Raw genomic sequence first — 19,993 nt, forward strand, 5'->3', positions numbered from 1 at the left:
CTGAAATTCGGATTACAGATTGAGGTGACGACGCGCTTCTTCACGAACGCGATGTAAAATACGCTGCTTCAATGCGGCGTAGTCAGGATGCTGAGCCAGAGTTTCAATGTCTCTTTCGCGGCCAAACGGCAGCGAGATCGCCTCCGCAATACGACCGGGACGCGCAGACATCACCAATACCCGGTCGGCTAAGAACAGCGCTTCATCCACGTCATGCGTGACAAATAACAGCGTGGTGCCCGTTTTCTGCCAGGCAGAAAGCAGCAGTTCCTGCATCATCAAACGGGTTTGAGCATCCAGCGCACCAAACGGCTCATCCATCAGCAGCACCTCGGGATTCGGCAGCCAGGCACGCGCCAGCGCCACCCGCTGTTTCATTCCGCCAGAGAGCTGCCAGGGATAGTGCTGTTGGAATCCTTCCAGCCCGACCAGTGCCAAATAGTTTTCTGCTTCACGCTGAAGTTGGGCTTTATTCGCGCCCTGCATCCGTGGGCCAAACGTCACGTTTTCCAGCACCGTGAGCCAGGGAAATAAATTGGCCTGCTGAAATACCATGCCGCGCGAGGGTCCCGGACGACGAACAGGTTCATCGCCGCACAGCACGCGCCCTTTATCGGCGGCTTCAAAACCGGCGATCATGTTGAGAATGGTTGACTTGCCGCAGCCGGAAGGGCCAAGCAGCACCACGAATTCACCTTTGGCGATCTGGAGAGATACGTCATCCAGTACCGTTAGCGGGCCGCTTTGTGACGGAAACGTGAGGCTTACGCGTTCCACAACAATGTGCGGCGCAACAGGCTGAGCATGTTCTGTCATGATGATTTCCCCGCCCACGGCACGAAGACACGCTGCGCACCGACCAACAGCAAATCGAGCGCATAGCCAATGCCGCCTAGTAATAAGATGCCCAACATAACGATATCGGTACGCAGATAGGCGCTGGCATTCATCACCATCCAGCCAATGCCTGACGTAGCGGCGACCATTTCCGCCGCAATCAAGGACGTCCAGCCGATACCGATAGCCAGCCGCACCGTGGTGAACAACTCCGGCAGCGTATCGGGCAAAACGACGTGGAAAAAGATCTGTCGGCGACTGGCACCGAGCGTTTGTGCAACGCGGATACGGGAACGTTCCACACGCTCAACGGCAGCACAGGCACCGACCACGACGCTGAGAAAGGTAGCGATGAAGATCAGAAAGAATTTAGATGCCTCACCGATTCCCAGCCAGACCACCGCCAGAGGAATAAGTGCAATTTTAGGCAGCGGCCGGAGAAACTGAACGAAAGGATTAAAAACGGCAGCAGTCGGAGGCGATAGCCCCATCAACAGGCCAAGCGGGACGCCAAGAATAATGGCGATGCTGAAAGCGCTCAGCGCCCGAGCGACACTGACGGCAATATGTTCACATAGCGATACCTGCCGGTAGCCGTCCTGCGCGAGCTCCCCGGCGGTCAGAATGATATCCGACAGCGGCGGTAGCAGCAGCGGATCTACCCACTGCTTCGCCCCCGCCAACTGCCACAACGCGAGCACCACCGCCACAGACGTGATGCTCAATAACACATAAGACGTTCTTTTCACGACCCGTTAATTCCCTTTTGCAGCCTGCTTCAAATAAGAGGAATTAATGGAGTCGGCGAACGACGCAGGAATATCACGCTGGCGAACTTCGCCGATACTCTCCAGAAAATGCGCCGTTTTCGCGACCGCCTGACCGATGCCGCTCCGATCTGTGTTGTTACCATCACCCAGCCATTGTGCCGTCGCCTGCTGCTCCAGCGTCGGGTATTCCAGCCCTGACAGCGTATTGGTTGCTGTCGTGACTGGCGCACCGACTTCTTTTGCCACAATCGCTGCCGCTTTTTCCGGATCCTGACGGAACTCATCCACTTTCAGTTGGTGCACCCGCAGGAAGCGTGCCACCGTTTCTGGATACTGCTGGGCAAAGGCCTTTCTGACCACGTAGTTGTTGTAAATCAGATAGCCATCTTTTTGCAGATCTTTGGTCGCAAAAATCGCATGTCCGGCGGAAGCCTCCAACTCCTGCGCGAACGGTGCCCAGACGTAGCCTGCATCAATATCGCCACGCTTCCATGCGGCTACCATCTCAGCCGGACGTAGCGGAATAAGGGTAATCTTGCTGCGATCGAGTTTATTCACCGCGATTGCCGCTTCCAACGCGTACTGCGCCGTGGAATTTGGCGGATAAGCGACGCGTTTACCTTCGATATCTTTCAGCGTAGTGATGCCAGATTTGGCAATTAGGCGTTCATACGTAGCGATCACGCCAGAGACGCCAACGATTTCCACAGGTAGCTTTCTGACAATACCGGCTGTCGCCGGGCTGGAACCAAAGTTGGCGATATCTATCGCATTACTGGCGAAATAATTCAGCGCATCAGCACCAGAAGCAAACTGCACCCACTTTACTGGCGCGCCCAATGCTTTTTGTAGCGAACCATCGGCTTTGGCTAAGACTAATACCTGTGAACCGCCGCTGTAGGCCACACGAACTTCATCAGGATGCTTTTCAGGAGCATTGCTTTCTGCCGCCAGTACGGATGTGGTCATTAATAACAAGCCACTGACACCGACCGCATTCAATATATTTTTCATTGTTTTTCCCTATAGGGTTAAATAAGTAAAAATTTAAATAAGTTAATAAATTAATTCATCAGGCCACTCTGTTATTTAAATAAGATAGTTGTCCCCAACTCACATCATCGACAAAAATCCCGTTATCTAACCGCTGGAGATAGGTTTGTTTTTCTTTATCGCCCGGCAGTAATAATTCGTTATCATCTCGGGATTGGCGTACCCACTCTAATAAGGCTGGGATTTCCTGTTGATAGGTTGCCGCGCCGCCTAATTTTTGCGGATCGATTAAAATCGACAGCATGCTGTTAATAATCTGCTTACCCTCACCTTTCGCCGTACGTTCGGTTTTCCCGCCGGTCAGCGCTGCGCCAAGCAGAGAACAAACCAGCGACAGCCCCGAACCTTTATGTTCGCCGAACGGTAGCAGTGCCCCCAAAGGGTGTTCCATCAACCAACGCGGATCCACCGTCGGGTTACCTTCGTTATCAACGATGCAACCGGGAGCAACCGATTTGCCTTCATTCCACGCGATACGGGCTTTATTACCGGCAATTACGCTGGTAGCAAAATCCAGAATAACCGGATCGTCGTGTTCAACCGGAATACCGGCACAGAACGGGTTCGTCCCGAAACGTGCCTGTTGGCCCTGCCACGGCAGCACTACCGGTTTGGTATACACGTTGGCAAAGTGCAGCGACACCAGCCCAACCTCTGCGACCTGTTCCGCCCATGCACCGATGCGCCCAAGATGGTGAGCATTTGCCAGGCTAACCACCGCTAGGCCATGCGTTTGCGCACGTTCAATCCCTTCTGTCAGCGCCTGCTTTGCCACGACTTGCCCAAATCCCTGCTGACCGTCAAACGAAACTAACGGGCCGAAATCCAGCGTTTTTTCTGCCTGTGCATGAGGCGATAACCCACCTTCTCGAATCGCGTCGATATAGCGCGGCAGCATACTCACGCCGTGCGAGTCATGCCCTTTCAGGCTGGATTCGACGAGGTTATCCGCCACAATTTCTGCAATTGATGCGTCCACGTCATTTTCTGTCAGTCGGTCACGTAAATAATCGCGTAAATGATGATGAGTAAAAACAGGCATATTTTTCTCGGCATACCACAATAACAATGAATATTATCGCCACTATAACGCGCAGATTTTTATCCATAACTGACAAATAAGACTATCTATAGCGAATATTTAGCTAAGGCGGTTATTTACTTGTTTTATCTTATGCATCACCGATATAAATTACATTTATTCTAACTTATTCCAAAAAACACTTTATCAGCAACGCCCCAAGAAAATAGGATGTTTTCCTTAGTACATTATTTACAGCACGTTATTTATTTAAATATTAACCTGCCGTTTTTATTATTTATTTCATACCCTTTTTTATTACTGCTTAACCATGAGAGATAACAATAATGAATCACTCACTACCCGCGAAAAAATCGACGAGTTTCACACGCCTTGCCGCCATGATTGGCCTGACGTTAACGGCATTTGGTGCGAATGCGGAAGGTACCATCAGCATTGCACAGCAGTTTGGCATTGGTTATCTGATTCTGGATGTGGTGCGAGACCAGAGCCTGATAGAAAAGCACGGTAAGCAGCAAGGGCTGGATATCAAGGTAGACTGGCGCACGCTTTCTGGCGCGACGGCGATTAACGAAGCGTTGCTTTCCGGCGCACTGGATGTGGCCTCCGCAGGTGTTCCACCAATGCTGACAGTATGGGATCGCACGCAGGGTCGCCAGAATGTGAAAGCTATTGCCTCGCTCGGTTCCATGCCCAACTATTTACTCAGCAATAACCCGGCGGTGAAATCTATCCGCGACCTGAGCGATAAAGATCGTATCGCAGTACCTGCCGCAAGCGTCGGATTCCAGTCACGCACGTTGCAAATCGAAACGGCGAAACTCTACGGCGCACAAGATTTCAAACGCTTCGACAAGATTTCCGTCAGCCTGCCGCATCCCGATGCCAGCGCGGCACTTATCGCAGGTGGTTCCGAAATCAATGCTCATTTCTCCAGCCCACCTTTCCAATATCAGGCGCTGGAGCATGCCAATGTGCACAAAATTCTGAGCTCTTATGACGTACTCGGCGGTCAGGCGACGTTCAACGTGCTGTACACCACACAGAAATTCCATGACGAAAACCCGAAAACCTACCGCGCCTTCTATGAAGCCCTGAAAGAAGCCTCACAGATCATCAAGGCGGATAAAGCCGCCGCCGCCGAAACCTATATTCGGGTAGAGAAATCGAAGCTGGATCCTGAACTGGTGAAACGCATCGTTGCCGATCCTGAGATCGATTTCACTATCACCCCAGAGCGCACCTACGTTTATGCCGAAAAGCTGCAACAGCTTGGCGTGTTGAAAAACAAAGCCGCCTCTTGGAAGGACTATTTCTTTGCTGAAATCCACGACCAGCCGGGTAGCTAAACGGCCAGAGTCAGGCTCATTCGACGATTATCGTTGTCGCCACGTAGGAGAACAAGCATGACACACCACCCTCACGACGCTGTCGGCCAGCCACTATTGCAGGTGGACGGCGTCGGGCTGGAATATCGCACGCGGCGCAGTCTGGTACGCGCCACCCATGACGTAAGTTTTGACGTCTTTCCCGCCGAACGATTCGTGCTATTAGGGCCTTCCGGCTGCGGCAAATCCAGCTTGCTCAAATCTATCGGCGGCTTTTTGTCTCCGGTAGACGGTGAAATCCGCCTGGACGGGCAGCGCGTCACACGACCAGGCCCAGATCGCATTATGGTCTTTCAGGAATTTGACCAGCTACCGCCGTGGAAAACCGTGCTGGAAAATACGCTGTTTCCGCTGGTTGCCAGCCGTCAGGCAACGCGAGCCGAAGCAGAAGAGCGTGCCCGTTATTTTCTCGATAAGGTCGGTCTAGCGAAGTTTGCCGATGCCTATCCGCATACCTTATCCGGCGGGATGAAACAACGTGTCGCCATCGCGCGGGCGCTGACCATGCAGCCAAAAGTGCTGCTTATGGATGAGCCGTTCGCCGCACTGGATGCGCTGACCCGCCGCAAAATGCAGGAAGAATTGCTGGCGCTGTGGGAAGAGGTGCGCTTCACGCTGCTGTTTGTCACCCACTCGATTGAGGAAGCGCTGATCGTCGGCAGTCGAGTTTTGCTGCTCTCACCGCATCCGGGTCGCGTGCGGGCGGAAATCAACTGCCATCAGTTCGCGCTAAACGATCAGGGCAGCGAAGATTTTCAGGGCACGGCGCAGCGCATTCACCATCTTCTTTTTCCAACCGATGTCGACGCGCCGTCACCCATCACATCCACGCAAGGTAAAACTTATGAGCATCCAGCCCCCCGTGCGGCCCGAGTATCAGCGTGAACTGGCACCGCTGAAAGATTTTACCCTCGCCCAACCTCTGCCGCTGGCGACCCGTCTGTGGAATCAGGCCTGGATTCGCAAGCTGGTGCTGCTGGCTGGGCTGCTATTGCTGTGGGAAATAGGCGCACGTTGGCAAAATAACGACCTGATGCTGCCCAGCTTCCTGCAAACGTTTCAGGCCTTTCGCGACGATGTCGCCAGCGGTGAACTGCCGCATAAGATGGTGGTTTCTCTCGGCACATTGCTGAAAGGCTATATCATCGGCAGCCTGCTCGCGCTGGCACTCAGCGCGTTGGCGGTGTCCACCCGTTTCGGGCGCGATCTCTTAGGCACCTTGACCTCCATGTTCAACCCACTGCCCGCGATTGCGTTACTGCCGTTAGCGCTGCTGTGGTTTGGACTGGGAGAAAAGAGTCTGGTATTCGTGCTCGTCCACTCCGTGATGTGGCCAATGGCGCTGAACACCTATTCCGGTTTTCTCGGCGTTTCGGAAACGCTGCGTATGGCGGGTCGCAACTACGGCCTGACCGGCTTTCGCTACATTAGTGCGATCCTGATCCCTGCGGCGCTGCCATCGATTATCTCCGGCCTGAAGATCGGCTGGGCATTTGCCTGGCGCACCCTGATCGCCGCTGAGCTGGTGTTCGGAGCATCCAGCGGCAATGGTGGTTTGGGTTGGTACATCTTCCAGAACCGTAACGAGCTTTACACCGACCGTGTTTTTGCCGGGCTGGCTTCCGTCATCATCATCGGGCTGCTGGTTGAAGGACTGGTGTTTTCTACCATCGAAAAGCTCACGGTGAAACGCTGGGGAATGCAGCGCTAAACGTCATTCTGGTTATGCGAAATCTACCCATTCATAACCAGAATTGTTCTTTTGCGGCGTTCGATATCACTGTTACAACTGGTTGGTCTTTTCCCACAGAGATGAGAGATCGCGAACATGATTGCAATACAAGCGCCACAAACCTATCTGAATCGTGATGGCGTCATTCGTTCTGTCGGCGAATACGCGGCGCCTTACGCCAGCACAATACTGATTATTACCAGCCCGCAGGCATGGAAAACGACGGCGGATGCCGTCGAACGCAGCCTCAATGAACACGGCTTACGCTATCAGGTCGAATTCTTGCCGGGCGATTGCACCAAACCCGCGATCGAGACGCTAACTGCACAGGCGCGCACATTCAGCGCGGAACTGATTTTAGGCATTGGCGGCGGCCGTGTGCTCGATGTTGCCAAGGCTGTCGGCGATATTCTGGGGCAGATCCCCGTCATCGCTGTCCCCACCATTGCCGCAACCTGCGCCGCCTGGTCACCGATCAGCGTGATTTACAGCGATAGCGGTGCGCACAACGGCCCCTTTCCACTGACGCGTTTACCAGTGTGGGTACTGGTAGACAGTGAAATCATCGCCCACAGCCCTTCACGTTACCTCAAAGCCGGTATCGTGGATGCACTGGCAAAGTGGTACGAATTTCAACCGTATTTGCGCCACGGCGATGCTGGACTGGCGTTAGCGCTCAAAGCGCAGGCGGCAAAGCTGGCCGTAGAAACGTTTAATACGTACGGCGAGCAGGCCATCGCGGATAATGAACAAGGGTTGGTCACCCCTGCCCTGCGCCGTGTGATCGATGCCGTTATTGCACTGGCTGGCGTGGCGAATAGCATGAAAGATGAGGTGCCACGCATCGGCGTCGCGCATGCTATCCACAACAGCATGACTCGCCTGCCGGAACTGCATGACTGGCTGCACGGAGAGAAAGTGGGTTTTGGTCTGGCTGCACAGGCTTTTCTGGAGCACGATAACGACGCTGACCGCGAAGAACTGTTCGCCCAGTTGCGCCGCTACGGTAGCCCAATCACGCTAAGCGCCCTTGGTCTGAACGAACGTCCATTGCTGGTTGAAAGCATCGCGCAGAACGTGAAAATCGCCCCTAAAATTGCTGCTCGTCTGCCGTTCGCAACAGATGCGGAACGAATTCAACAGGCGCTATGGCGTACGCAAACGCTGGAAGAGAACACGATCAACAGCCACGCGGCATGACGGCAGATAACGCTTTTTTCCCAATAATGAAGCAATCAGGCATTGTTGGGAAAAAACCATCAGCCATGGCATGTCATCCCGCTAAGGGCAAACTAACGAACCTTTTTGAAAAGGAGCAATACCACTGGCACACAGACTAAAAAACCATACACATATCCATTAAAAGCATTCTCTGTTGCATCCTTGATCTGGCGGAGAGAGGATGAATACCGCTCTGCTGAAACAGAATTAGAAAGCTGTAGGGTTTCATTCTCCATAAAAACAGACATAGGCTGTAATGATATAAACAACCATACCAAGTAGCAAAACAGTATAAATAGAATACTTCCCCATCTCAAAAAGTACATTCCCCTATTCTCCCTCATGTAAATCACCTTATTTTTTTGAAGATAAAAATAATTAACAAGATGCAGATGAAAAAGCCAAAAAAACCAACCTCATCGATTACACCAGCCTTAGCTTGCACTATATTGATCGCATTACTGTATTCACTCATCGTCATAGCATCTGAAACTCGCCTTGATTCCTTCTCAAGGAAACTAAAAAACGATCTTTTGGCAAAATGAAGTACGATAAAATAGCAACATGAGACGAACAGAATCCCTGACCATCTAACGATAGTTTTTCTTTTATTTGTTAACATCGCTAAAACCACCTAATAAACCGCCCACTGAGCCACCAGAATAAGATGAGCCATATCCTAAAGCTGAAGCCACTTCCGTAACAGCTGACTCTCCCCTTGACCTTAGCGTCTCTTCTGTTGGCATAAAGTTATCTATGTTGGGGTATTGCTTTTTGAACTCGCCAGTCACGTCTGCAACCTGCATTGATGCTCCGGCACTTTTCCCCATTAAATATCGCTGCAAAGATACAGGTACGGCGAAACTCTCTTCCAGATCAACGCGCATTTGAGAGTTTGTGTTGTACCCTGCACTGAACACGCTCGATCCAGCAAACTTAATTCCATCCATGGTGTGAGTGGTACAGTTTTTACCTGTCACATCATACTGATCAACAGTTTTCCCACGTCTTTGAGTCGCATCACGCATGTCTGGAGTTTGGATGGAAGGAGCGCCATTTTCCCACAACCGTTCAAAGTATTTTCTCGTGATAAATAGATCTGCGTCATCAATGCGAAATACCTTAGCTTCCATTTTATATAATTCATTCCTGTAATACATTCTCGCATCTTCATATTTCAAAAAATTAAGAATTCCATCGCCTAAAAGAGCCCCGAACCATCGCCGGCCAAATCGACCATAGGTATACACATGAGCATCATTATTCTCATGAACTGAAACAAAAACATGTCCGGCGCCCTTGATTTCAGTCCAAATAAATACACCATTTGCTATTGGATTTACCTCCGGCTTACATTGTTCAACCAGAGCAGTCCATTCACTTTTTTTGGGGGGAAGATAAATAGGATCATCCCTAAAGTAAGACTGGGGTTTGCTCTTGATCCCCTTTGCTCCTTCAATAGTTTGACCAGCAAACCACCGGTAAATATTATTTCCATTCCCCATAATCCCTCACGCATTCAGAAATCAATTTCCTATTATTCAACAGCTAACTACTTAATATAGTACATAGAATAGTTTTCTCAGTATTCTACTATTACGTTGGTACTCAATAGAAACGGGCGCATCGATTATTCGATGCGCCCGTTGTACATGCAATTTGGAATGTGACGGTATTACCCCTGCTCGGCGGGCTGGGTAGTGATGCCTTTGATTTCACACTCGTAGGCTCGCGCTTTCTTCTCATCGAACTGGTGTTCCCACTTGGCAATCACCAGCACCGCCAGCGCATTTCCCACCACGTTCAGCGCGGTACGCGCCATGTCGAGGATGCGGTCAACGCCCGCAATAAACGCCAGACCTTCCAGCGGAATACCGACGCTGCCCAGCGTAGCTAGCAGTACGACAAACGACACACCCGGTACGCCGGCAATGCCTTTGGAGGTCAGCATCAGCGTCAACACCAGCACGATTTCCTGCCCAATCGACAATTCGATTCCGTACAGTTGCGCGATGAAGATCGCGGCAATGCTTTGGTACAGCGTAGAGCCGTCAAGGTTAAAGGAGTAACCGGTCGGCACCACGAAGCTGGTAATCGACTTCGGTGCGCCATAGGCTTCCATTTTTTCAATGATGCGCGGCAGCACGGTTTCTGAACTGGCTGTGGAGTACGCCAGAATCAACTCATCTTTCAGAATTCGGATCAGCATCGTGATTCGCAGTTTACACAGCCGTGCGACCGCACCGAGCACCACCAGCGCAAAGAAGAAGATTGCCGCGTAAACCAGCATCACCAGCTTAGCCAACGGCCACAGCGAAGCAAAACCAAAGTTGGCAACCGTGACGGAAATCAGCGCAAATACCCCAACCGGCGCGTAGCGCATGATCATGTGCGTCACTTTGAACATCGTTTCCGATACGCCGCGAAAGACGCTCAGCAGCGGATCACGATGTTCTTTAGGCAACGAAGATAGCCCCAGACCAAACAGCACCGAGAAGAAAATGATCGGCAGCATTTCACCGTGTGCCATCGCCGCGAAGATATTCGGCGGAATCAGCGACAGCACCGTCCCCACCAAACTATGCGAGCCGCTCTGCACCTGCTCGGTAGTCTTTTGATATTGAGAGATATCAACAGCCGTCAGCGTCGACATATCGATGCCAAGCCCCGGCTTGAAGACATTGGCTAGCGTGATGCCAAGGATAATCGCCACCGTCGTGATGATTTCAAAATAGAGGATAGTTTTGAAGCCGATACGCCCAAGCTTTTTGGCATCCCCTACACCCGCAATCCCAACAACCAGCGTGGCGATAACAATGGGGACAACAATCATTTTAATCAGGCGGATAAAGATATCACCCGCTGGGCTAAGAATATTGCTGATGAGCCACTGACGGCTTTCCTGCTGTTCATGCAGTACGGCACCGAGAGCAATACCAAGAACTAACGCAATAAGGATTTGCCAGGCTAGGCTGATTTTTTGTGTTTTCATCGTCATTTTCCGTTTTAAACTCCCCGCCATTACTGACATGGCGCTAGCGCGACTCCGGCGCAATACGAACCGAAAAAATCAACGTGGAGGTGAGTGACTAGTAAGAATATCTGATTGGTTGCTAGCGTTATTTTTCTACTGTGACACAAAAGTCGTTAACATAATTATTCAATAAAAATGCACAACTATTTGTATCGCTTAACAAAAATAAATACATAAGCTATTGTTATGACAGGAATGCTACTATTCCACCACGATCAGATCAAGCAGATTATCGGCACGATAAATCATATTTATGCTGAATCGAGTACAAAAAATGGCGGACGTTGAGGAACAAGAAATGGCAGCGAAGTAGAAAGGAAAACGTCTGCCCAGTCAGAAAAAACGCTGGCTGGGCATCAGGTTAGGAAAGTGTGCAATCACTCAGATTTGGTAATCAATCACCGCTTCGTCGTTATCAGAGAATACCTTGTCCTTAATGTCATCCAGCGACAGCTCGGTATTGCACAGCTGAATAAATTTCCAGGCATAATTACGCTGTAATTGTCCCTTTTTGAGCCCCAGCCAGACCGTGTTAGCTTCAAACAGATGCTCGGCATTCAGCCGTACCAGACCTTTATCACGCACGGGGTCGTATGACATATCGGCGACAATCCCAACGCCAAGCCCCAGCTCAACATAAGTCTTAATCACATCCGAATCCTGCGCGCTGAGCGTAATATCCGGCGACATGCCCACCGCCTGAAACGCCCGATCCAAGCGCGAACGCCCCGTAATCCCCTGACGATAGGTAATCAGTGGTTCCGCATTGAGCATTTCCAGCGTAATAACTGGCTCCTGCGTCAGCGGATGGTGCTCTGGCACAATGACCGAATGGTGCCAGCGATAATAGGAGAATGCTGCCAACGAGGGATCGTTAATCAATTGCTCACTGGCAATACCGATATCGGCTTCGCCAGAATGAAGCATCGCCACGATTTCATCCGGCGTGCCCTGATTCAGCACCAAACGCACCTGTGGGTACAGCGATCGGAAGGCTTTAATCACTGGCGGCAGGCTGTAACGCGCCTGCGTATGCGTGGTCGCGATCACCAGTTGCCCGGTGTCGTTATTGGTGAAGACATTCGCCAACCGACGAATGTTGCTGGCGTCATTCAGAATACGCTCTGCCACCACCAGCAGCTCTTTTCCCGGCTCGGTCATCCCTAACAGGCGCTTACCGCGACGGATAAAAATTTCAATCCCCAGTTCTTCTTCCAGTTCGCGGATATGGCGACTCACGCCGGATTGAGAGGTAAACAGCGTATTCGCTACCTCGGTCAGGTTATAGTTGCACCGTGCTGATTCACGAATAATCTTCAGTTGCTGAAAGTTCACCTTTCACTCCCTTGTTCTTTATTACAGATAGCAACATTGATCCAAGTAATGAGAGGCAGAACAAATAAGCAAATGGAGTTGATTATATTTTTTTATACTAACGGTATGTCTGCCGCGATAGATGACCTAACAAGGAATAGACATAAATAGTAAAATCAAAATGTTAGATAAAAGCAGTTTTATGTCTCACGCAGCGCCAATCAACCATTTCGCTATGATTTATGCTTTTCTGATCTATTTATCTCGGTGCTTTTATTCCCTTTTTCCAGTGTTTCTGCTCAGGCTAAATAGGACGCACGACTTCAAGCTGAAGTGCTATCGCTGCTATGATGACGGTCAGAATCAAAGACAAGGTGGCAGCATGCAGGGCGTACCGGAACACTTTACCGATGAAAGAGACTATGCCCAGTTTCGGCACTTGCCGACGCTGCCCGGCATAGAGCTTTATCACGCGCATATCTGCCGCTATGCCTTTGAGCCACACACGCATGAGGCGTTTGGCATCGGTACCATTGACGACGGCGCAGAGCGATTCCGCTACCGTGGTGCCAAACATATTGCGCCTGTCGATTCATTAGTCTTGATGAACCCCGATGAACTGCACACCGGGGAATCCGCCACGGAAGACGGCTGGCGCTATCGCATGATCTACATTCCACCTGATGTGCTGGAGAGCGTCTCCGGCGAGAAAGGCTGGTGGTTTACCGACGTCGTGCGCCACGATCCCGCTACCGCACGTCAGTTAGCTATGACGCTGGCTGCGCTGTGGCAGACGACCGACCCATTAGCGAGTGAAAGCCTGCTGCTGTCGCTGATTGCGCTTTTCCGGCCCCACGCGCACATTGCACAACGTCAGGTTATTGAACCGTTCCATCGCTTTGATGTGGTGAAAGCTTATCTGCGGGAGAATTTCGCCCACACCATTACCTTAAAAGAGCTGGCGGCACTGGTTTCCCTCAGTCCGTACCATTTTCTACGCCAGTTCAAAGCCCAGTTTCACGTGACGCCGCACCAGATGCTGATGGCGATTCGGCTGTATGAGGCCAAGCAGATGCTGACACGAGGTATGGCGGCCGCCCATGTTGCAGTCGCCGTTGGGTTAACCGATCAGGCGCACCTGACTCGCACCTTTGCTCAGCGCTATGGCGTCACGCCCATTCGCTATCAAAAACAGGTTTATCCGGTTCTGCGCTAGCCTTGTTAGCGTGAATACTTTCAGCGCCCCGATGACAAACAGCAATATCCTACAATAATTCGTCGCCGACTCTTCCTAGACTGGCGCGATGAAATATTGTGAACAAACAGGTTTATCATGCTGATGGGTGTTTTATTTGCGCTTGCCGCTGGGCTGATGTGGGGATTGATTTTCGTTGGGCCGCTGCTCGTACCAGACTATTCTGCCGCATTGCAGTCCACTGGACGCTATCTGGCTTTTGGGTTGATTGCCCTGCCGCTGGCCTGGCTCGATCGTCGCCGCCTGCGCAAGCTTACCCGCAGCGACTGGCTGGAAGCCACGAAGCTCACCGTTATCGGCAATCTGCTGTACTACTTTCTGCTCGCCAGCGCGATTCAACGCACCGGCGCGCCGATATCAACGATGATTATCGGCACGTTGCCCGTCGTGATTTCCGTCACCGCCAATGTGCTGTACAGCAAGCATGACGGCCGCGTGGCGTGGCGTCGGCTTCTCCCTTCGCTGTTGCTGATTGCCGCCGGACTGGTCTGTGTCAATATTGCCGAGCTGAAGGGAAATACGGCTACATTCGATGTATGGCGCTACGCCAGCGGCATTGCAATGGCGTTTTGTGCGGTCATTTGCTGGACCTGGTATCCGCTGCGCAATGCACGCTGGCTGCGCGACCACAAAAGCAATACGCCGCTTACCTGGACCACCGCACAAGGTCTGGTCACGCTACCGCTGGCACTGGTGGGTTATATTCTGGTGTGCGGTCATCTGGCGCTGACGGATGAGGCGTTTACGCAACCGTTCGGCCCACGACCTGAGGTTTTCATCCCGCTGATGATTGCGATTGGTCTGTTTTGTTCATGGATCGGCACGCTATTTTGGAACGAGGCGAGCCAGCGCCTGCCGACAGTGTTGGTAGGGCCATTGATTGTGTTTGAAACGCTGGCGGGGCTGGCCTATGCCTTTATGATTCGGCAATCCTGGCCGCCGCTGTTGACGCTTTGCGGCATCGCCTGCCTGATTGGCGGCGTGATCTACGCTATGCGGGTGAAACCGGAACCTGTAGTGGTGGAAGTGCAGGTGTCGGTTTCACGGGCAGAATAGCGTACACCGCGAAAGATGTGAGAAAGATAATATGTGGAACAAGCCGGTCGTTATGTCCGGCTTGCCAGCTTCTGAAACAGTTCAGTCAGTTGCGCTTCGTCCCTTACGCCCTGATGCTGATCGGTCACCTTGCCGTTGGTATCAATGATAAATGAGGTCGGCGTACCGCTGACCTGATAGCGCTCTTTGGTAATCCCCAACTGATCGCGTACCACCGGATACGTCACGCTGTGATGCGCCAACATTGAGGTGATATCTACGCCATCCGGATCGGTGTTAACCGCCACCACGACCACTTTATCGCCATACTCCTTGCTCAACTTCTCCAGCGCGCCCATTTCAACCATGCAGCCGCCACAGCCAGAAGACCAGAAATTCAGGTACACGCTTTTCCCCTGCCAGCGCGACAGATCCACCTGCTGCCCCGCCAGATCGTAGGCTGCCAGCGCAGGCGCTTGTGCTCCGACGCTAACCTGCTCTTCCTTACAGCCGCTCAGTGCGACTACGCCTAGCAGGCAAAGCGCGGTAATACCGTTACGCCATTTCATGATGATTGACCTCTTCACCAAAATACTTACCGTGTTGCAAACGGATAATGCGGTCAGCAAACCGCCCCAGCTCAGGATTGTGCGTCACCATGACAATGGTACGCCCCTGTCGATGCAGATCTTTCAGCAGCCCCAACACTCGCTGTTCGTTCTCTTCATCCAGATTTCCCGTCGGTTCATCGGCGAAAATCACCGGAGGCTCATTGACCAATGCGCGAGCGATACAGACGCGCTGCTGTTCACCGCCAGAAAGCTGGCTCGGTAAGTGATCCATACGATGCGCCAGCCCAACCTGCTCAAGTACGCGCTGTGCCGCCGCTTCATCCACCACGCTGTGGTAATGCTGCGCCAGCATCACGTTTTCCAGCGCGGTTAAAAACGGAATCAGGTGAAACTGCTGGAATACCAGCCCAATTTTATCGGCACGAAACTGACGTCGCCCTTCCTCATCCAGCGCAGCGGCATCGACACCGTCCAACAACACCTGCCCTTCGCTTACCGTATCCAGACAGGTGAGAATGTTCATTAGCGTAGTTTTGCCGGAACCGGACGCGCCCATGATGGCAACAAACTCGCCGCGTGCGATGCGAATATTGATATCTTCCAGCGCAGTAACCTGACCAAAGCGTTTATAGAGCTGGCGAGTTTCAATCACCGCCTCCGTTGCCTGCGCCTTTTCCTGCGCGTTTACCTCTACAGACATCGCACTACTCTCCTTTCAAAACTTTGGCCGGTTCGACATAAATCGCCCGCCGGGTAGGAACTACGGCAGCAACCGCCGCTACCAGCAGAGACAGCCCCAGCGTGAGCGGGAACACCGGCAAACGCAGCGAAATAGTCGCGTTGAATACAGCCATCCCCAGCACCTGTGCCAGCAGATAACCCAGCAGCGAACCGCACACCACGGCAGCCAACGCGATAATGCCGGTTTCAGCCAACATCTGCCGGATGATGTCTCGTCCACTCGCGCCCAGCGCTTTCTGTAGCGCAAACTCGCGCGCGCGTTCGCCAACAATCGCCATCAGCGTGGTGTTCACACACAGTGAAGACAAAACGAGGATCACTGCCGATACCAGTCCCATCAGCCCTTTGATTTTATTCAGCACCTGACCTTCCGACGCCGACACTTTCAGAATCGGGCGGATCTCCAACTGTGGATACTGCTGCTGGAGTTGGGCAGCGAAACGATCGACCTGCCCCAGATCGTTGCTAACGCTGAGCAGCGCATTGCTGATCGCGCCTTCTTTATCCAGCCACTTTTGCGCCAGATCCAAATTTACGATCAGCATGTTGTCCGTCGCATCGCCGGATTCCACAATGCCTTTAATCTGCAAGCGCTGCTTCTCGCCGTCGTCCACCAGCGTAATACTGTCGCCGACTTTGACGTTCAACCGCTCCGCTAGTTTTACCCCGATCATGGCATTACGATCGTCGAAGCTGACGCCAATCCAGTTGCCTGTGACCTGCCAGTACGGTGCCAGTTGGCGTAGCGATTCGAACCACACGCCCATCAGCACCACTTTCTCCAGCTCCGTACGCGCCATGCCGTACAGATAAGGACTAGATGCATTGATTAACCCAGCCGGTGCGTTGTCGATAATCGGCTGAAATGTGCTTTGTGGGATCGTGTTGCCACGCGCTGGGCCAATGTAGAAATTCGCGCCAAAGGTACGCAGTTCCTGACTCATCTTGGCATTGATATCAAAATAGACGGCGGACATCGCTGTCACAATCGCCGCCCCTACCGTCAGTGCGGCGAACACCACGCTGACGCGCTGCATACGCAACCGCAGCGCGCGAAAAACCAAACGCCAGAACATACTGTTCATCCAGCTATTAGCGCCCATACAGCACCTCTACCGGATACAGTTTGGCAATTTTCCGCGCAGGGAACCACGTTCCGATAATGGCGATCAACATCGAGATCATCAGCACGCACGGAATAACGATCCACGCGAAACTCAACGGTACGCCAAACAACATCAGGCCAATCGCTTTCGCCAGCCCCCAGCCTGCAACACAACCTGCGATGCCGCCCGCCAATCCGCTCAATGCCGCCTCCAGATAAAATAGCAACATGATTTGCCACTGGCGCGCACCCAGCGCTTTCATCAGCCCGATTTCTTTGGCGCGTTCCATGATGGTGCTGGTCATCAGAGAGGCAATCCCCATCGCAGAAGCCACCAGCGCCGCAAAAGTCACCACCGCCAATAGCAGTTGAATCTTGTCGATCACCACGCCTTCCGACGCAGCCACCTGCCAAATCGGGCGCACGACCGAACCGGAAATCGCTTCTTCCAACTGGTGCGCAATCGAAGACACATACGCGGTGCAGTACCAGAGGTCATATTCTTCGGCATTTAGCGCTTCCAGATTTTCACGCGCCCGCCGCGACAGTTCATTTTCCGGCACGGTGAGCGCCGACACGCGAATGGCCTGAATTTTACCCGCCAGTCCTAGCAGCGATTGCACCGTTGCCAGCGGCATCACCAGTCGACTTTCTTCATCGCCGCCGCTGCTCAGAATGCCGCTAATTTCTACCGTTGCGTCCCCTTTCGAGCCGTGCAGCGCGAGCTTATCCCCCACTTTCCAGCCCGTTTGCGTCGCCAGCTGTTTTCCCACCAACGCATGCGCCACATTTTCCGTCGTCACCGGTTCCTGCGGCCACTGCCCTGCCACCTGCCAGTAAGGGCTAACGGTCATTTGCCCTGTGCGATAGTCTTCTTCATCCGGTACGGCGACAGGCTGAGAAAAGAACGTACCCAATACGGCAACGGGCTGACCATTGATCTCAACATCACCGCTTAGCAGCGGCGCGAAACCAACAATATTATTGCGCCAGAAGATATCTTTGATGTTCGGCAGCTCGGCTTCATCAAGAAAATCCTGCCCTTCCAGCGGATTACTGCGCTCGCCGAACAGAGTGGGCAGCGCCGCCTGACCCGCGGGTTCAATCAAAATATTCGCGCCGTAGGACTTCAGCTCACGCGCCATCTTGTCACCGATATCGATGGACACTGCCAGCAGCGCGGAGATCAGCCCTGCCGCCAAAAATACGGTCAACACCGCCAGCGATTTGCGTCGAATATTTCTGCGCCAGGACTGGCGTAACAGTCGCCACAGCATGATTATTCCTCCTCCGCCGGTTCGCCAGCCGCCGCTTTGGCCGTGGCAAATTTCGCAGGGCTTTCGCGGAAGCGGTTATAGTTCGCTTCCGACGAGAAGAAGTAGGTTTTACCGCCGTAGCGATATTTATGCTCTGCGTTCACGTTGGTCAGTTTGGAACCATCAACCGGATCGATCACGTCCATCGATACCACCGTCGAGAAGTAGTTAGTGCCCGCCGCCAGCGAAGCTCGTCCAATCACCAGTTCATTATCGTCGTTGCTCCATCCTTCAATCGGCACCGGATTGCAGCCGCCCGCTTTCCCTATAGAAGGAATGAAAATATGCACGCCGCAAGCGACACAAATCACCTGATTGCCCTCCATCACGTAGCCCTGATCACCACACAACAGACAGGCATCAAACACCACGCCCAGACGCAGACGGTCGGGATAGCGGTTAATGATGAAAAAGCGCACGGCCTTGCCATCATCGGCAATCCAGACGAAGCGATGCAGTTTGCCATCGCGTACCTGCTCAATCGGAATATGCACTTTGCCATCGGCCGCCAGCGTCACTGGTTGGGCTTCCGACAAACGAGGCGGTTGTGACGCCACCTTGTCCCAATAGAGCTGAGCGAAGACGACAACCAGCAGCGCCGCGACCGTCGCCAGCAACGTACGGCGCACATTACGATAGCCGGCTGTCGCTTTGCGTTTTTCAATCGCCTCATGCGCAGCCTGCATCTCACGGCGCGCATGCAACAGCGGCCAGACCAAACTGGCGGCTAAAACCGCCATAACCAACGCACTGAGGTAATTCAATAAATAGGCGCTATTGGTGACGTGCGCCACATAGCTCAGGCGCGGTTTGGTTAACCCTAGCGCCTGGAGTTTCATCAATAACAGCAGCAGATTGCCGCTTATGGGCAACAGCAGAAGCACAACCAGCAAAGCCAGCAGAGGCCAACGCAGTAAACGAATGCGGCGCACAATCATGCCGCACAGCGCGGCACAAAACACTAGCCAGCCAAATGCCACTATCACGGCACTGAAATTCAACAGCAGATCGGTATTCACGACATGCGTGGTCGTCAACGCGGTCAGATTGGGATCGTTGCCCCAATGCACCGCAGCACCGGCCACTAACAGCGCCTGCCACACATAGCCGAGACGCGGATGGGAAAAGCACTGACAGGCAAGAAACAGGATCAAAGCAAGCGCTTGAAGTGCCGTAAACCCAAGCAGAAACGCTTGCCCGTTAGGAAAGTGAACACCAATAAATGTACCGGCACACAGCGCCAGTAGCGTGACCCAGGCCAGCGGCCCGATCGTCGGTGTAGAACGATGACTCCAGTTCAGCCCCAGCAAGAGTGCAATCGGCAGGAAGGATTGGAGTGTCGTGATAAAGAAATAACTCATATATACCCGTCACCTTTCAAGTTGCAGGTGTGTTGGCTTTGTTACTCGGCCCACACATGGGCCTCGCCGCTGCAAACCGCGTTCAAGTTGCAGGTGCGTTGGTTAAGCATGCTGTCTGACGGCATCAGTACACTAACCAGAAAATCACCGCCTCTGCGGGCAGCAATAATGTACCCGCAGAGACGTGAACATGACCGCGACAGTGCATCGCGGACAG

The 19,993-nt window shown here is 52.7% G+C and carries 18 protein-coding genes; 6 read left to right on the top strand and 12 right to left on the bottom strand.

Going from position 1 to position 19,993, the window contains the following annotated elements; genetic code table 11:
- Positions 1–12: 12 nt before the first annotated feature.
- From DUT67_RS14330 to DUT67_RS14345, 4 genes are read right to left on the bottom strand one after another with little or no spacing between them, the layout of a single operon-like run.
- On the bottom strand, positions 13–816 hold the full coding sequence (locus tag DUT67_RS14330; protein ID WP_113625600.1) for an ABC transporter ATP-binding protein: 804 nt from the start codon (positions 814–816) through the stop codon (positions 13–15).
- A complete protein-coding gene (locus DUT67_RS14335; protein ID WP_113625599.1) occupies positions 813–1,586 on the bottom strand; it encodes an ABC transporter permease in 774 nt (257 codons plus the stop codon). The genes DUT67_RS14330 and DUT67_RS14335 overlap by 4 nt, the downstream gene beginning before the upstream one ends.
- 6 nt (positions 1,587–1,592) lie before the next feature.
- A complete protein-coding gene (locus tag DUT67_RS14340; protein WP_113625598.1) occupies positions 1,593–2,621 on the bottom strand; it encodes a glycine betaine ABC transporter substrate-binding protein in 1,029 nt (342 codons plus the stop codon).
- Positions 2,622–2,679: 58 nt separating this feature from the next.
- Positions 2,680–3,702 carry a malate/lactate/ureidoglycolate dehydrogenase gene (locus tag DUT67_RS14345; RefSeq protein ID WP_113625597.1) on the bottom strand — a complete coding sequence of 341 codons (1,023 nt, stop codon included), beginning with the start codon at positions 3,700–3,702 and terminating at the stop codon, positions 2,680–2,682.
- 326 nt (positions 3,703–4,028) lie between these two features.
- On the opposite strand from DUT67_RS14345, the gene DUT67_RS14350 reads away from it, so the two are divergent.
- The 4 genes from DUT67_RS14350 to DUT67_RS14365 all read left to right on the top strand — a co-directional run bounded on the left by DUT67_RS14350 (position 4,029) and on the right by DUT67_RS14365 (position 8,022).
- Positions 4,029–5,051: an ABC transporter substrate-binding protein gene (locus DUT67_RS14350; RefSeq protein WP_113625596.1), complete on the top strand. Its 1,023-nt coding sequence runs from the start codon at positions 4,029–4,031 to the stop codon at positions 5,049–5,051.
- A gap of 57 nt (positions 5,052–5,108) precedes the next feature.
- The gene (locus tag DUT67_RS14355) at positions 5,109–5,975 is read left to right on the top strand and encodes an ABC transporter ATP-binding protein (RefSeq protein WP_113625595.1); all 867 of its coding nucleotides are present in this window, start codon (positions 5,109–5,111) and stop codon (positions 5,973–5,975) included.
- On the top strand, positions 5,935–6,801 hold the full coding sequence (locus tag DUT67_RS14360; RefSeq protein WP_113625594.1) for an ABC transporter permease: 867 nt from the start codon (positions 5,935–5,937) through the stop codon (positions 6,799–6,801). Before DUT67_RS14355 ends, DUT67_RS14360 begins: the two co-directional genes overlap by 41 nt.
- Positions 6,802–6,918: 117 nt before the next feature.
- Positions 6,919–8,022 (top strand): iron-containing alcohol dehydrogenase family protein, encoded by a 1,104-nt coding sequence (locus DUT67_RS14365; RefSeq protein WP_113631776.1) that lies wholly within the window; start codon positions 6,919–6,921, stop codon positions 8,020–8,022.
- A gap of 629 nt (positions 8,023–8,651) precedes the next feature.
- Here DUT67_RS14365 and DUT67_RS14370 read toward each other — a convergent pair.
- The 3 genes from DUT67_RS14370 to cbl all read right to left on the bottom strand — a co-directional run bounded on the left by DUT67_RS14370 (position 8,652) and on the right by cbl (position 12,412).
- Positions 8,652–9,548 (bottom strand): hypothetical protein, encoded by an 897-nt coding sequence (locus tag DUT67_RS14370; RefSeq protein ID WP_113631777.1) that lies wholly within the window; start codon positions 9,546–9,548, stop codon positions 8,652–8,654.
- Between the two features lie 170 nt (positions 9,549–9,718).
- Positions 9,719–11,035, bottom strand: coding sequence for a glutamate/aspartate:proton symporter GltP (gene gltP, locus DUT67_RS14375; protein WP_113631778.1), 1,317 nt, complete (start codon positions 11,033–11,035; stop codon positions 9,719–9,721).
- A gap of 423 nt (positions 11,036–11,458) precedes the next feature.
- Positions 11,459–12,412, bottom strand: a complete 954-nt coding sequence (gene cbl / locus DUT67_RS14380; RefSeq protein WP_048259447.1) for an HTH-type transcriptional regulator Cbl — start codon at positions 12,410–12,412, stop codon at positions 11,459–11,461.
- Positions 12,413–12,773: 361 nt separating this feature from the next.
- On the opposite strand from cbl, the gene DUT67_RS14385 reads away from it, so the two are divergent.
- Entirely contained in the window at positions 12,774–13,607 is an 834-nt protein-coding gene (locus tag DUT67_RS14385; RefSeq protein WP_113631817.1) for an AraC family transcriptional regulator, read from the top strand.
- A 117-nt stretch (positions 13,608–13,724) separates the two neighbouring features.
- A complete protein-coding gene (locus DUT67_RS14390; RefSeq protein WP_113631779.1) occupies positions 13,725–14,702 on the top strand; it encodes a DMT family transporter in 978 nt (325 codons plus the stop codon).
- A 50-nt stretch (positions 14,703–14,752) separates the two neighbouring features.
- Here the strand turns inward: DUT67_RS14390 and DUT67_RS14395 are convergent, their stop codons facing one another.
- The 5 genes from DUT67_RS14395 to DUT67_RS14415 are packed head-to-tail and all read right to left on the bottom strand — an operon-like array spanning position 14,753 to position 19,776.
- Entirely contained in the window at positions 14,753–15,250 is a 498-nt protein-coding gene (locus tag DUT67_RS14395) for a TlpA disulfide reductase family protein (protein WP_113631780.1), read from the bottom strand.
- Positions 15,237–15,953, bottom strand: coding sequence for an ABC transporter ATP-binding protein (locus DUT67_RS14400; protein WP_113625586.1), 717 nt, complete (start codon positions 15,951–15,953; stop codon positions 15,237–15,239). Before DUT67_RS14400 ends, DUT67_RS14395 begins: the two co-directional genes overlap by 14 nt.
- A gap of 4 nt (positions 15,954–15,957) precedes the next feature.
- A complete protein-coding gene (locus tag DUT67_RS14405) occupies positions 15,958–17,097 on the bottom strand; it encodes an ABC transporter permease (RefSeq protein WP_048259442.1) in 1,140 nt (379 codons plus the stop codon).
- The gene (locus tag DUT67_RS14410; protein ID WP_113631781.1) at positions 17,087–18,376 is read right to left on the bottom strand and encodes an ABC transporter permease; all 1,290 of its coding nucleotides are present in this window, start codon (positions 18,374–18,376) and stop codon (positions 17,087–17,089) included. The genes DUT67_RS14405 and DUT67_RS14410 overlap by 11 nt, the downstream gene beginning before the upstream one ends.
- A 2-nt stretch (positions 18,377–18,378) precedes the next feature.
- Positions 18,379–19,776, bottom strand: coding sequence for a Fe-S-containing protein (locus DUT67_RS14415; RefSeq protein ID WP_113631782.1), 1,398 nt, complete (start codon positions 19,774–19,776; stop codon positions 18,379–18,381).
- Positions 19,777–19,993 lie beyond the last annotated feature (217 nt).

The sequence above is a fragment of the Pectobacterium peruviense genome (assembly GCF_003312355.2).
GTDB lineage: Bacteria > Pseudomonadota > Gammaproteobacteria > Enterobacterales > Enterobacteriaceae > Pectobacterium > Pectobacterium peruviense.